This is a genomic window from Paenibacillus soyae, assembly GCF_024623455.1.
GTDB classification, from domain to species: domain Bacteria; phylum Bacillota; class Bacilli; order Paenibacillales; family Paenibacillaceae; genus Pristimantibacillus; species Pristimantibacillus soyae.
This window is the reverse complement of record NZ_JANIPJ010000006.1, coordinates 87,881-101,735: the sequence shown is the minus strand read 5'-3', so window position 1 is coordinate 101,735 and position 13,855 is coordinate 87,881. Positions and strand designations below refer to the sequence as shown.

At 57.5% G+C, this 13,855-nt stretch carries 11 protein-coding genes; 7 read left to right on the top strand and 4 right to left on the bottom strand.

Going from position 1 to position 13,855, the window contains the following annotated elements:
• Positions 1-37: 37 nt before the first annotated feature.
• Positions 38-1,816: a two-component system histidine kinase PnpS gene (gene pnpS / locus NQZ67_RS10490; protein WP_257445233.1), complete on the top strand. Its 1,779-nt coding sequence runs from the start codon at positions 38-40 to the stop codon at positions 1,814-1,816.
• A gap of 126 nt (positions 1,817-1,942) precedes the next feature.
• Positions 1,943-2,665 (top strand): response regulator transcription factor, encoded by a 723-nt coding sequence (locus NQZ67_RS10485; RefSeq protein WP_257445231.1) that lies wholly within the window; start codon positions 1,943-1,945, stop codon positions 2,663-2,665.
• 68 nt (positions 2,666-2,733) lie between these two features.
• Here NQZ67_RS10485 and NQZ67_RS10480 read toward each other — a convergent pair whose 3' ends face one another.
• The 4 genes from NQZ67_RS10480 to NQZ67_RS10465 form a co-directional block, all read right to left on the bottom strand.
• Positions 2,734-3,600 (bottom strand): AraC family transcriptional regulator, encoded by an 867-nt coding sequence (locus NQZ67_RS10480; RefSeq protein WP_257445230.1) that lies wholly within the window; start codon positions 3,598-3,600, stop codon positions 2,734-2,736.
• A gap of 18 nt (positions 3,601-3,618) precedes the next feature.
• Positions 3,619-4,050, bottom strand: a complete 432-nt coding sequence (locus tag NQZ67_RS10475; protein ID WP_257445471.1) for a threonine/serine exporter family protein — start codon at positions 4,048-4,050, stop codon at positions 3,619-3,621.
• Positions 4,051-4,067: 17 nt separating this feature from the next.
• Positions 4,068-4,781, bottom strand: coding sequence for a threonine/serine exporter family protein (locus NQZ67_RS10470; RefSeq protein WP_257445470.1), 714 nt, complete (start codon positions 4,779-4,781; stop codon positions 4,068-4,070).
• A 99-nt stretch (positions 4,782-4,880) separates the two neighbouring features.
• Positions 4,881-6,074 carry a M20 family metallopeptidase gene (locus NQZ67_RS10465; RefSeq protein WP_257445228.1) on the bottom strand — a complete coding sequence of 398 codons (1,194 nt, stop codon included), beginning with the start codon at positions 6,072-6,074 and terminating at the stop codon, positions 4,881-4,883.
• A gap of 162 nt (positions 6,075-6,236) precedes the next feature.
• On the opposite strand from NQZ67_RS10465, the gene NQZ67_RS10460 reads away from it, so the two are divergent.
• The 5 genes from NQZ67_RS10460 to polA all read left to right on the top strand — a co-directional run bounded on the left by NQZ67_RS10460 (position 6,237) and on the right by polA (position 13,841).
• Entirely contained in the window at positions 6,237-7,427 is a 1,191-nt protein-coding gene (locus NQZ67_RS10460; RefSeq protein WP_257445227.1) for a methyl-accepting chemotaxis protein, read from the top strand.
• Between the two features lie 107 nt (positions 7,428-7,534).
• Positions 7,535-8,194, top strand: coding sequence for a phosphate signaling complex protein PhoU (gene phoU, locus NQZ67_RS10455; protein WP_257445468.1), 660 nt, complete (start codon positions 7,535-7,537; stop codon positions 8,192-8,194).
• Between the two features lie 75 nt (positions 8,195-8,269).
• The gene (locus NQZ67_RS10450; protein ID WP_257445224.1) at positions 8,270-9,730 is read left to right on the top strand and encodes a GGDEF domain-containing protein; all 1,461 of its coding nucleotides are present in this window, start codon (positions 8,270-8,272) and stop codon (positions 9,728-9,730) included.
• Between the two features lie 7 nt (positions 9,731-9,737).
• Complete coding sequence (locus tag NQZ67_RS10445) at positions 9,738-10,955, top strand: EAL domain-containing protein (protein ID WP_257445222.1); 1,218 nt, start codon at positions 9,738-9,740, stop codon at positions 10,953-10,955.
• 207 nt (positions 10,956-11,162) lie between these two features.
• Positions 11,163-13,841 carry a DNA polymerase I gene (gene polA / locus NQZ67_RS10440; protein WP_257445220.1) on the top strand — a complete coding sequence of 893 codons (2,679 nt, stop codon included), beginning with the start codon at positions 11,163-11,165 and terminating at the stop codon, positions 13,839-13,841.
• Positions 13,842-13,855 lie beyond the last annotated feature (14 nt).

Below are 13,855 nucleotides of genomic sequence, written 5' to 3'. Positions count from 1 at the left end.
TGCGGGTGGTCAGCGACTTATTGGGGAGTGGGATGGAATGAACAGTTTTCGGACAAGATTGACCCTTATCATGATCTCGATGATCGCCGTCTCCGTGTTTGCGGCAGGCTTCCTCATGATCAAGACGTTCAAGGAGAACCATATTAACGCGCTTGAGGACAACATGGTCCGCATGATGAAAGTGATCGAAGGCAATCTGGAGTGGCGAAGCGGCGAGCTGCCTGCCCTTATCGATTATTATACAAACAAAGCCGACGAGCTTAGCGAGTTCGCGGACGCCAGAATTACGTTCATTCGCAGCGACGGCGTCGTCGTGGGCGATTCGAATTACGATGTCATGAAGATGGACAACCACTTGATGCGCAAGGAAGTGCAAGAAGCCTACAAGACGGGGACCGGCCGCTCGGTCAGGTCCAGCGACACGATGCACGAGAACATGATCTACGTCGCGATCCCGGTTGCGGCAGCTGAAGGCGAGAAGCCTTATATTCTGCGGATGGCAATGAGCCTTGAAGAGGTCGACCAGAGCATCGGACGGCTTACGATGGTGCTGATTATCGGGCTGCTGATTCTGTTCGTGATCGCCGCCTTGATCAGCTACAGCATCGCTCAAAGCTTGACGCGCCCTCTCGAGCAAATTACGAAGGTCGCCAAGCGGATCAAAAATATGGATTACCGCGCAAGAGTGAAGGTTCGGAAGCAGGATGAGATCGGGGAGCTGGGGACGGCCATCAATGCGATGGCGGACAGCCTTCAGGTGCAGATGTCGCGCATTAAGCAGAACGAAAGCCAGCTGGAGAGCGTCCTCGCGAATATGATCAACGGCATCGTGATGATCGACGCCAAAGGCCAGATCCTGCTCATGAACCGCAGGGCGGAAGAAGTGCTCGGCTTCTCCGCGCGCGAGCTCGTAGGGCGGCACTTCGCGGAAGCGAAGCAGCAATACGAGCTGGCGCAGATCATTCAAGAGGCGCTCGACACGAGGAAGCATCTTCGGGAGGAGATCACGTTCTACTTCCCGGAGGAGCGTCTGCTGGAGCTGAACCTTGTGCCGATCAGCCAGAGCGGTCCGGGCGACTTCGGCGGCGTGCTTCTCGTGCTGCAGGACGTGTCCGCGATTCGCAGACTCGAGCGCATGCGAAGCGAATTCGTCGCGAACGTCTCGCATGAGCTGAAGACGCCGATCGCCGCCGTTAAGGGCTTCGCGGAGACGCTGCTCGGAGGCGCGGTCAAGGACGAGGAGACGACGCGCTCGTTCCTCCAGATCATCTTCGACGAGAGCGACCGGCTTAACCGCTTGATCGGCGATATTCTGGAGCTGTCCAAGATCGAATCGCGCCGCGTCCCGCTCATGTTCTCGCCGATCGAGCTCGAAAGCTTCGTCTCGAAGACGTTCGCGCTGCTCGAGCCGGAAGCGAATCGCAAGCAGATTACGCTTCACCACAAGGTGGAGTCGGGGCTGTACGTCGAAGCGGACGAAGACAGACTTCGCCAGATCCTTATGAATTTGCTGGCGAATGGCATTAATTATACGCCGGAGGGCGGACGCGTCACCTTGTCCGTTCATACCGCGGATCACGATCATATCCGTTTCCAAGTGAGCGATACGGGCATCGGCATTCCGAAAAAGGATTTATCCCGCATATTCGAGAGGTTCTACCGGGTCGACAAGGCCCGGTCGAGAAGCTCAGGCGGCACGGGCCTCGGGCTTTCCATCGTCAAGCATTTGGTGGAGCTGCATAAGGGCACGTTGTCCGTCACGAGTACGGTAGGGGTTGGCACGACGTTCACGATCGATATGCCGGTCATTCAATAGTGGATGTTTGAACACTTGTCAATAGAAAAAAGGTTTACCTATTCTTCATGATTCCATGGTAAACTAAGGGTGATGAATTTCCGAATCGGGATGCTCGGATATCCGGTTCACAAGGTGGAGGTCCATATGTCTCACAAAGTGCTAGTAATAGAAGACGAACCAACTCTCGCTAGATTATTATCATACAACCTGACGCAAGAAGGCTATGAGACAACCGTTATCGACCATGGCGGGGAAGGCCTTCAAGCGGCGCTCCAGCGAAGCTTCGACCTTATTATTCTGGACATTATGCTGCCCGGCTTGAACGGTTTCGAGGTGCTTACCCGCATTCGCCAAAACGGAGTGAGAACCCCGGTTATTATCCTGACGGCCCGCAATGCGGAGGAAGAAGTCGTGCAAGGGCTGAAGCATGGCGCGGACGACTACATTACGAAGCCGTTCGGCGTAGCGGAGCTTCTCGCTCGCGTATCGGCCGTCCTCAGGCGGACGCAGCAGGACGAGGCGCCCGCCGTGCAGACGAACGAGAAGGTCATTACCGTCGGGGAATTGTCGATCTTCCCGGAGAAGTACGAAGTGATCGTCGGAGGAGAGCCGATTCCGCTGCGGCCGAAGGAGTTCGAGGTGCTGCTGTATCTCGTGCAGCGTCCGGGAATGGTCATTACGAGGGACGATCTGATGAATGTCGTGTGGGGCTTCGATTATATCGGAGGCCAGCGCACGGTGGACGTGCACGTCAGCTCGCTGCGCAAGAAGCTGGAGCTCGGCCAGCAATCCGTCCAGATCGAATCGATACGAGGCGTCGGCTACAAGCTCGTCATGCCCAAAAAGCTCGCAAACCCTAAACGCTAGTTAGGGTAGCGAGCTTTTTTTGTTGCTGCAAGCAGGCACAAGGAGCGAAAAAGATCGACCCCGCCGACCTATGTGCGCTGCCAGGTGGACATTTTTCGTTGAAACTGCTTCGGCGAGCAGTCGTTGTATTTTTTGAACATCTTGTAGAAGTGGGCCATGTTCGGCATGCCGATCCTCTCTCCGACTTCGGAGATGCTGAGGTCTTTGGTGAGCAGAATGCGCTCCGCCCATTTCACTTTGCGGTAGTTGACGTATTCCGTGAAGGAGAGTCCGATTGTTTTCTTAAAATATTTGACGAAATAATAATAGCTCATGTTCGCGATCTTGCAAACTTCCTCCACCTGAATGCGGTCGGTCAAATGGTTTTCCACGTAATCCAGGACGGGCTTCAGCCTCACCTTGTCGAAGTTGTCCTGTTCCACGAGTATCTTGCGCGTGTCGCCGCGCAGCAGCAGCAGCAAGATTTGTTTGATCCCGATGCTGACGGCCAGCTCGTAGCCGGTTTCCTTGCGCGACGCTTCCTTCAGAATCTCCTCGATGCACGCGGCGGCCTGCGCTTTGATCGCCTCGTTCTCCTTGAAGATGTAGTTCGCTTTGCTGAGGGGCACCTGCGACTCGGAGAAATACCGGATGTAGGGGATCGAGCTGTGATCGAAAAACTGCTCCAGATCAAATTGCAGAACGATATAGTCCAGCTCTTTGCTGCTGCGGTCGCGGTGAAGCTCGGAGTCCCCGATGATCAGCAGATCGCCGGCCCTCATAAAATAGCTGTCTTCCTCCAGATACACGTCGAGCTTGCCGTCCAGCACGAGCAGCAGCTCCAGCTGCTTGTGATAATGCCAATTCGTGTAGCCGACCTCCTGCCTCTGAGCACGGAAGATTCGTATCGAAAGCAAAGGGTTTTCGTACACGACTTTTTCGTTGATTGCTTCCACTTCGCTGCAGAGCCTCCTTTATTTGATCGTCTTGCGGATGACCTGGTTGACGACCTCTGAGAGTACAAGCCCAATCGCGATCGTGCCGGAGATCATAAACGCTTTGACCGCGAGCTGGACGGCGGTATCGTATTGATTCTCCACCACGTTGCGCATCGCGTCATACGCAATGCCTCCCGGCACGAGGGGAATGATGCCCGCGACGCTGAAGACGATGATCGGCGTCTTGTATTGCTTGGCGAACAGCTGGCTGATGACGGTGACCAGGAACGCGGCGATCAATGTCGCGGGAATGACGCCCTGGCCGAGCTCGATCCCCGCGTAATACGCGATCCAGCCGGCCATGCCGACGAAGCCGCATTGCGGCAGCATGCGGGTTGGCGAGTTAAAGATGAATCCGAACAAAGCGGATGATACGAAGCTCGTCACGAGCTGCGAGAAGATGTCCATCATGCGGTAGCGTGCTCCTAATAGAAGATCGATAGAATGGTTGCGATGCCGGACCCGATCGCGAAGGCGGTCAGGAACGCTTCCGCCCCTTTGGACAAGCCGGAGACGAGATGGCCCGCCATCAGGTCGCGCACCGCGTTCGTGATATGAAGGCCGGGAACGAGAGGCATGACGGAGCCGATAATGATTTGGTCGAGATTGTGCCCGAGCCCAAGCTTAACGAACAGGACGGCCGTCGTGCCAATTAGCAGCGCGGTCAGAAATTCGGCGAAAAACTTGATTTGCACGATGCTGTGCACGAATAGGAAAAACAGAAAGCCAAGCCCCCCGGTCACGAAAACGGGGAAAAAGTCGCTCCAGCTTCCTTGGAACATGATTAGAAAGCAGCCGCTCGCGACGGCAGCAGCCAGCACCTTCAGCATGGCGGGGTATTCGCGGGAATGCTTCTCCAGCTCCTTGAGGGAGGCAAGCGCTTCAACCGGTTGAAGCGTTCCGGACGTTATTCGCCTTGAAATATCGTTCACGAGGGCTACTTTGCCGAGATTGATGTTTCGCTCGTTTATTCGGAAGAGGCGGGTAGCCTGAGATGCGCCGCTAATGGCGAAAATAATGCCCGTCGGCATGACGAAGCATTGCGGATCCTCGATGCCGTAGGCCGCCGCGATGCGGGCCATCGTATCTTCGACGCGGTACGTTTCGCCGCCGTTCTGCAGGATGATCCGCCCCGCCATAAGGCACACCTGGGTGATCGTTCGGATCTCTTCCTTCGTAAGATGGGGCGGCGCTCCATGCAGGATTGTTGTATCGGTATGCAAGCCGTTCACCGCTCCTTAACCGTTCTCGCCATTGCCGCCGGCGGCTTGCCGAAGGAACTCTTCTTTGATCGCGGCTTGAAGCTCGGGCCGCGTCATCACGTCGTAGCCCGTGGCGGCCAGCATCTTGGCTCCGAATAGCATGCGGTCCAGCGCCTTCGCCGTCATGGCGGAGTCGCGGAACGACTCCGTATGGAGCATGTAGGGCTCTTCCACGATCTTGACGTACGGATGAATGGCCGGACATCTAACGGAGACATTGCCCAGATCAAGCGAGCCGTGATCCTTGCCGCTCTGGATCTCGTCCGGCGAGACGCCGGCTTCGACCAAATTGGACATAAAGGCCTCCGACAGGGCTTCGTTCGTCCGAAGCTCGTCGTACGAGTATTCGTAATTACTGATCGTAAGCCCGCAGCCCGTCGCGAGCGCGGCCGCTTCGGCGCAGTTGCGCACCTTGGCCGTCAGAATATCCGTATAGGCGCGCGTCGCCGAACGGACGTAGAACTTCGCGGAGGCGTAGTCGGGAATGATGTTCGGCGCCTTGCCGCCATGGTCGATAATGCCATGGATGCGGGCGTCGCTTTTGGTTTGCTGCCGCAGCGCATTGACTCCGCCGAATAGGAGCAGGACCGCGTCCAGCGCGTTGACGCCCGCATGCGGGCTGGCGGCGGCGTGGGAGGCGACTCCCGTATATTCGAACCGGAGAGCGTCCATGGCGAGCGATTCGCCGGAACGCTCGAAAGAGTGGTAGGGGTGGGCCATCAGCGCGACGTCGCAATCGTCGAACAAGCCGGCTTCGGCCATCGGCACTTTGGCGCCTTTGGTTTCTTCGGCTGGCGTGCCGTATACGCGAATGCTGCCGCCATGAGAGTCAGCGGAACTCTTCAGGCCGATCGCGGCGGCGGCGCTCATCGTGCCGATCATATGATGGCCGCAGGCGTGCCCGAGTCCTTCAAGCGCGTCGTACTCGCACAGGAAGGCGACGACCGGGCCGGGCTTGCCGGTATCGTACGTTGCGAGAAAGGCCGTATCGAGACCCAGTATGCCGCGCTCGACCCGGAATCCTTCCCGTTCCAGCAGCTCGCATAGCAGACCGGAAGCATAATATTCTTCATGGCCCAGCTCGGGACGATTGCCGATCGCGAGGGCGATATCGCGGAACGTATCCGCTTTCGATTCAATGGTGCTTATCGTTTGTTGTTTGTTCATCATTGTCTACATCCTTCTTCGGAAATCAGCTTTTATTATACCATATACCGACGACAAATCCGTGAATGCGACATTTAACATTCAGTTAACAATGTGAAAAACATGGGATAATGCTAAAGGTCTATAATTCGGTCATACATAGCTTGTCAATAGGAGGTTTGGAGCATGACGCTACTCACGTTTAGTCAAGATAGATCCGAATCCATTCTCGCGGCGCCAGGTACTGAAACGAAACCAAACAAGGGGCAGGCAGAGCAAGCCTCGAATTCGGAGGTTGCCAAGGCAGTCAGCTTGCGGCTTGCGGACTTCTCGAGAACCGCTCCGGTCGTGGAGGATACAGCCTTGTGCAAAGATCTGCTCGAGAAGTTCCAGGAGCATTCCGATTGCGAATGCATCGTGATGACGGGCGAATCCGGCGAGATCAGCGGGCTCGCGATGCGAAACCGGTTCTCGTACAAGCTTGCTCACCGCTACAGCGTCGCTTTGTTCTACAACAAACCTGCCTTGCAGCTGGCCGATACGGCTCCGATTATCGTCGAGGCTGATTTCGACCCCCGTTCGCTGATCGATCTCGCGATGTCCCGCCAAGGGGATTCGTTGTACGATTGCATCGTGCTGACCTCGAAGGGACGGTTCGCTGGCGTCCTCGCGATCAGCGACTTGCTCAGGCTGTCCAAGGAGCTTCAGCTGCAGGCGATGAGGGATCAGCAAGTCACGATCGCGGCTGCCAAGGAACGCGTCTCCGGCATCGAAGGCGCGGTAGAGAGCGTTCGCGAATCGGTGCGGGAAGGCGACTCGTTGTCTATGCGAATGGTGGATTTGACGCTGCAAGGCAAAAACGAGCTGACCGTCATCAAACATTCCTTCGAATCGCTCGAGAAAAGCTCCGAGCTGCAGGCGGAGCGGATGAAGGAGCTGGAGCGCGAGACGGATTCCATCGTCGCCATGTCGAATCTGATCAAGGAGCTCGCGGAGCAATGCAACATTCTCGCGATCAACGCTTCCATTGAAGCGGCCCGCGCCGGCGAATACGGCCGCGGCTTCTCGGTCGTGGCGAGCGAGATCATGAATTTGGCAAACCAGACCAAGAAATCCGCCATAGACATCAAGGGCATGACGACCAATATCGTGCAGGCGATCATGCGGACGTCCGAGCTCGTCGAAGAGGGGTTGAAGCAGACGGCCGCAAGCGGCAAGAACGTGGAAGCGGCAAACGACGCCTATCAGGCGATCTTCAAAGCTGCCGCGGACAATCGCGTCAACGCGCAGCGGATCGGAGAGCTCGCGGGGGAAGCGCATCGGCTGTCGGCTGAAGTGTCCGAAGAGATGGAGCAGCTTAGCCGGTCTTATTCCTGATCTTTTTACTTCTACTTAACAAATGAGATACGTTCCATTAACATTCCGCGAGTAAAATACAGGCTGTAATGGCTAGTTCAACGATTCGGGGGAGGTTTATTGGAATGATGTCAGTCAGAAAAGAATTCGATCACGGCTTAGAAAACTTGCATCAATGGATCGTGGAGATGGGCAATTTCGTCGAGAACGCGTTGGCGGAATCGGTCGCCGCTTTGAAAGACGTCGATACGAAACGCGCGGAGGCGGTTATCGCAGCGGACCATCAGCTTAATAAAATGGAAGAAAAAATCATGGACCTTGGCGCGCGGTTGATCGCGACCCAACAGCCCGTGGCAAAGGATCTCAGACGTATTCTGTCCTCGTTCCGCATCGCGAGCGACTTGGAGCGCATGGGAGACCTGGCCGTCGATATCGCGAAGACGGTGCTGAGACTGGAAGGCCAACCGCTCATTAAGCCGCTGATCGATCTTCCGCGCATGGCGGAAATCGTCGCGACGATGACGTACGAATCCATCCAGTCCTTTATTAACGAGAACGTGGATCTCGCGTACAAGATGGCCAAGGACGACGATCAGGTCGACGCCCTGTACGGTCAAATTACTCGCGAGCTTACGATGCTAATGATGGAGAATCCGCGCAACATCGCGCAAGCCTCGCTGCTGAGCTTCGTCAGCAGGCATCTGGAGCGCTTCGGCGACCACGCGACGAATATCGGGGAAAGCGTGGTTTATCTGGTCACGAGCGAACGTCCTGACCTGAATCAGTAAGCCATGTCGCCGGCGCTATCCGGATGATCTCTCAGCAGGCGGCGGTGCTGTGCATCAAGGATCGAGGGGATCGTTGTGAGCAAGGCCGGAACGGGACTATTGAACGAAGCTTTGGTGAGCGCTGTCGTTAACCGGTGGCGGGATGGCGGAGTTGCCGTCGTGTACTTGGAGACGGGGAACGCTGACCGCATGTTGACCGAAGCGGTGGAAGAATGGGCAGCGAAGGAGTCGGCGGTGTTCTGGCAGCACCGAATGGAAACCGGATATCTCAATTGGCTAGGCATACCTTCGGAGGGATGGACCGCCGAAGGTATCCGCGGCCAGGTCACGGAGCAATTACGAAGGACGATTTCATTCGGACGCGCTTCCGGACAAAATCGCGCCGTAAACGTGGCGACGGCCTTCAGCGCGGGAGTCGCGCTTACAAGGCCGTCGACGCCTCCGGAGAAAGCGGAAGCGCATTTGATCCGCCGGATTCGGGAAGCGATGCTTCGAGGCATTCGCGGACTGGGGAAGGAGAATAAGGAATCCTCGGTGCCGGACATTCGCGCGAGAGCTATCGCCGGCAATGGATACATAATCGGCTTGCTGGCTAATGCGGTACCGCAATTCGAACATCATGCCAAGGTTTCCGAAGTCGCGTCCTTCTTCGACCATAACCCGAATGCGCAAGGCGTCGTCATCGTGAAGGAACGGAAGCCGTTAGGCGTCATCATGCGGGACAGACTCTATCAGCAGCTTGCCGGCCAATTCGGCCATGCCCTATACGCAAGCCGCCCCGTGGAGCTCGTGATGGACCGCGATCCGTTGATTGTGGACGAACAAACGCCGCTCGAGCGGGTATCGCAGCTCGCGATGTCGCGGGACGATTCCCGGCTGTACGACATCGTCGTGACGGTGAACGAAGGCGTCGTCCGGGGGGCGGCGACCATTCGGGACATTCTGGAATGCATGACGGCACTGCGCACCGAAGAAGCGAGGAGGGCCAATCCGCTGACCGGCTTGCCGGGTAACTCGGGCATAGAGGCCGAGCTTTCCCGCTTGATCGCGATTGGTGACCCGTTCGCTGTCGTGTACGCGGATTTGGATTATTTCAAATGGTTTAACGATTGTTTCGGATTCGCGCGCGGCGACGAGCTGATCCGGTATTTGGCCGATTTGCTCGTCGGCGAGTTCGACGCGAGCGGCAGCCGCCGTTTTTTTGTCGGCCATATCGGAGGCGACGACTTCATCGGCGTCGTGGAGCCTGAATTTGCGGAGTCGATCTGCGAGCGTCTCATCCGTTCATTCGATCTGGGCGTTCGCAGGTTCTACGGCGGGACGGAAGTGACGGCCGTAGAGAACCGTCAGGGTCAACGAATCGAGCAGGATGGCGTCTCGCTGTCATTGTCGCTGCTCTATTGCGAAGGGAACGACGGCATGAAGCTGGAGGATATATCCGTCTGCGCCGCTAGATTGAAGAAGAGGGCGAAATCGATGAAGGGCAGCGTGTATGTCGCCAGTGAATGGAAGAACAGTCAGCCGAGAGAGAAGTGAGGTATTCATGGAGCAGAACTACGCAATTTCGTATAAGCCCGAGGGCATGACGGGGGGCTCGAATCGAACCCGATATTTGGCCGTCATCGGTCTGTTGTGGGATCATTCCGCATCGGGATCGCAAGAAGGCGGGAAAGTGACCGGCGAGCATTGGCGGGCATGGACTTCCCTTGCCGAACGTTCGATCCCCGAATTCGTGCCGTCGTCCCACGACAAGCGTATGTATCAATGGTTAGCGAACGATTTGTTTATATCGTTCTTATGGCCGGCGGATGGCGGCGAACACCCGGAATCCGTGCTGAGCGCCCGCGCTCTCCGCGCGGCGAGCAAGCTGGAGCGCGAATTCATTATGGCGGCGCCTGGCCGCGAAGGCGGCGGCAAGCTGCGGATCGGTCTCAGCGCTCTGGCTTGCGAAGCGGAATCGTACGGAGACGATCTCTATTACGAGGCGATGAAGCGGGCCATCGTAAACGCGCAGTCGGAAGGCGGAGCGGAACAGCGATTGCGGGGCGGCTTTTTCTCGGAGCTGCTGACCGAAAGGCTTATCTATCCGGTCTACCAACCGATCTTCTCGCTTGGGAGCGGGGAAGTGTTCGGCTTCGAGGCGCTGACGCGCCTGCCGGTCAACAGCTGGTTCCGGGGTCCGATCGATTTGTTTCGGTTCGCGGAGGAGAACGGAAGCCTGTATGGGCTTGACCGGCTCGCCCGCGAGCTTGCGATCGACGGCTGTCTCGCGCTTCGGAAGGAACAGAAGCTCTTCATCAACGTGATGGCTCAAATCATGTCGGATCCGGGCTTCTCTCCCGGACGGACGATCAGCTTGCTGGAAGAGCATCATCTGTCGCCGCATCAGGTCGTATTCGAAATTACGGAACGCAGCTCCATCGAAGATTACCCCACCGTCAAGAAGGCGCTTCAGCATTACCGCAGCCAAGGCTACCGGATCGCGATCGACGACGTGGGGGCGGGTTACTCCTCCTTGCAATCCATCGTGGAGCTGAGGCCGGATTACATGAAGATCGACCGTTCGATTATTCAGAACATCCACAAGGACGACGTGAAAGCCCATATTCTGACGACGCTGCAGGAGGTTGCCGGCAAGATCGGTTCGGAGTTGATCGCAGAGGGCATCGAATCGAAGGACGAGCTGGACAAGCTGGTCCAGATGGGGATTCCTTACGCCCAAGGGTATTTGCTGGGGCGTCCGGCGCCGTTTCCCGGATAGGAGCGGGGGAATGAAGATCGTAAAAAGCCTTTCGCCATTCGCGGGCGCGCCGCGGGTAGGGGAAGGCTTTTTTCGTATCGGGACGTGAGCCAAGGCGCGTTCATGCAGGAACGAGCGTTCGGGCTTAGGATGACGCGCGACCGATTCGCCTTGTGTTATAATAAGGACTAGGTATTGACTGCTGGAAACGAGGTGCTATTCGAACCAATGGACAAATGGATGTTAATTGACGGGAACAGCGTCGCCTACCGGGCGTTCTTCGCGCTGCCGCCGCTCACGAATTCGAGCGGGCTGCATACGAACGCGATCTACGGCTTCACGACGATGCTGCTGAAGCTGCTGGAGGAGCATAAGCCGACGCACGTGCTGGTCGCGTTCGACGCGGGCAAGGTGACGTTCCGCCATGAAGGCTACAGCGAATATAAAGGCGGCCGGCAGAAGACGCCGCCGGAGCTGTCCGAGCAGTTCCCCGTGCTGAAGGAGCTGATCTCCTCGTTCGGCATCGCGCAGTTCGAGCTGTCCGGCTACGAGGCGGACGACATTATCGGAACGCTGACGAAGCAGGCGGACGAGAAGGGCGTGGAGGCTGTCGTCGTATCCGGGGACAAGGATATGCTGCAGCTGACGTCGGAACGCGTAACGGTCGCCGTCACGAAGAAGGGCGTTAGCGAGCTGGATGTGTACACGCCAGAGATCTTCCGGGAGAAATACGGCCTCGAGCCGCGGCAACACATCGATTTGAAGGGGCTCATGGGCGATACGTCGGATAACATACCCGGCGTGCCGGGCGTCGGCGAGAAAACCGCTCTGAAGCTGCTTCATGAGTTTTCGTCGGTAGAGAACGTCCTGGACAATCTGGACAAGCTCAAGGGCAAGCTGAAGGAAAATATTGAAGCGAACCGGGACAACGCGCTTATGAGCAAGAAGCTGGCGACGATCTTCCGGGAGGTGCCGCTGGAGCGGGAGACGGAAGAAATTCGATATAACGGCTATGAAGCGGACAAGCTGGGCGAGGCGTTCCGCAAGCTGGAGTTCAAATCGCTGATGGACAAGCTGGAGCTCAGCGCCGACAGCGGCGCGAGCGAATCCGAGGCCCGAGCCGCGGCGGCCGACTTGAAGGTGACCGTTCTCGATGCCGACGGAGACCATCATGGCATCGACCGTTTGCTGCGAGCGCTTGATGCTTCGGATGATCATGGCCTATACATAGAAGCGATCGGGGAGAATCCGCATCAGGCGGAGCTGCTCGGGCTGTCGGTCGCCCTGGAGGACGAGGTGTTCGTCTTGCCTCAGCAAGCGCTTACCGGGGACTTCGCGAGCGGCTTGCGGGGCTGGCTGGCCGACGAAACGCGGCCGAAATACGGCTTCGACATGCACAAGTCGGAGCTGGCGCTTCGCTGGGCGGGACTCGCGCTGGGAGGGGCGGCTCTGGACGTACAGCTTGCGGCGTACCTGCTCAATCCGACGGAGACGCAGCTGTCGCTCAGCGCCGTGAACGAGAGGCTAGGCGGGACGGGCGTTCCTTCAGACGAAGCCGTATACGGCAAAGGCGCGAAGTTCAAGGTGCCGGAGAAGGACGCGTTCTATCGCCACCTCGCCCTGAAAGCGGACGCCGTCCGGCGGCTCTTGCCGGCCGTACGCGAAGAGCTTGAACGGACAGGAATGAACAAGCTGTATTTCGATCTGGAGCAGCCGCTCGCCCGCGTGCTCGCCGGCATGGAGAGCCAAGGCATCAAAGTGGAGCGCGAGGAGCTGGAGAAGCTGGGCGACAGCCTGCAGTCGCAGCTCACGACGATCATGGCCGACATCTACGCCAAGGCGGGAACGGAGTTCAACATCGGCTCTCCGAAGCAGCTCGGCGAAATCCTGTTCGAGAAGCTGGGCTTGCCGGCGAAGAAGAAGACGAAGACCGGCTATTCGACGGACGCCGAGGTGCTTGAGGAGCTTGCGCCGTACCACGAGATCATCCCGCTTATTCTGCACTACCGCCAGCTGTCGAAGCTGCAGTCGACGTACGTGGAAGGACTGCTGAAGGAGATTCGCGAGGAGACGGGCAAGGTGCACACGTACTACCGTCAGACGATCGCCGCGACGGGCCGTCTCAGCAGCCAATTCCCGAATTTGCAGAACATCCCGATCCGCCTCGAGGAAGGCCGGCAAATCCGCAAGGCGTTCGTGCCTTCCGAGCCCGGCTGGTCAATTCTCGCGGCCGACTATTCGCAGATCGAGCTTCGCGTGCTCGCCCATATCTCGGGCGACGAGAACCTGAAGGAAGCGTTCATTCACGATATGGACATCCACACGAAGACGGCGAGCGACGTGTTCGGCGTTCCTGCCGATCAAGTCGATTCGAATATGCGCCGTTCCGCGAAGGCGGTCAACTTCGGCATCGTGTACGGGATCAGCGATTTCGGTCTGTCACAGAACCTTGGCATCACGCGTAAGGAAGCCGCGCAGTTCATTGAGCAATATTTCAGCGTGTTCAAAGGCGTGCGCAAATATATGGACGATATCGTGGCGCAAGCGAAGAATGACGGCTATGTCACGACGCTGTTGGACCGCCGGCGTTATCTGCCGGAAATTCGCTCCTCGAACTTCAACCTGCGTTCGTTCGCCGAGCGTACGGCGATGAATACGCCGATCCAGGGCTCCGCCGCCGACATTATCAAGCTCGCCATGGTGCAGATGGACGAGGCGCTGCGCGAGCGCAAGCTGAAGAGCCGCATGCTGCTGCAGGTGCATGACGAATTGGTATTCGAGGTGCCGCCGGACGAGCTGGAGCTTATGAAACAGCTGCTTCCGGACGTGATGTCCGGGGCGCTCAAGCTGGACGTGCCGCTGAAGGCGGACGTCAGCTTCGGCGATAATTGGTACGAAGCCAAATAAAGGTTAGAGAACGT

Bases quoted from the DNA above. Each gene is read 5' to 3' on its own strand.
- pnpS (WP_257445233.1), top strand. From the start codon at position 38: ATGAACAGTTTTCGGACAAGATTGACCCTTATCATGATCTCGATGATC.
- NQZ67_RS10485 (WP_257445231.1), top strand. From the start codon at position 1,943: ATGTCTCACAAAGTGCTAGTAATAGAAGACGAACCAACTCTCGCTAGA.
- NQZ67_RS10475 (WP_257445471.1), bottom strand. From the start codon at position 4,050: ATGGACATCTTCTCGCAGCTCGTGACGAGCTTCGTATCATCCGCTTTG.
- NQZ67_RS10470 (WP_257445470.1), bottom strand. From the start codon at position 4,781: ATGGCGGGGCGGATCATCCTGCAGAACGGCGGCGAAACGTACCGCGTC.
- NQZ67_RS10465 (WP_257445228.1), bottom strand. From the start codon at position 6,074: ATGATGAACAAACAACAAACGATAAGCACCATTGAATCGAAAGCGGAT.
- NQZ67_RS10460 (WP_257445227.1), top strand. From the start codon at position 6,237: ATGACGCTACTCACGTTTAGTCAAGATAGATCCGAATCCATTCTCGCG.
- phoU (WP_257445468.1), top strand. From the start codon at position 7,535: ATGTCAGTCAGAAAAGAATTCGATCACGGCTTAGAAAACTTGCATCAA.
- NQZ67_RS10445 (WP_257445222.1), top strand. From the start codon at position 9,738: ATGGAGCAGAACTACGCAATTTCGTATAAGCCCGAGGGCATGACGGGG.
- polA (WP_257445220.1), top strand. From the start codon at position 11,163: ATGGACAAATGGATGTTAATTGACGGGAACAGCGTCGCCTACCGGGCG.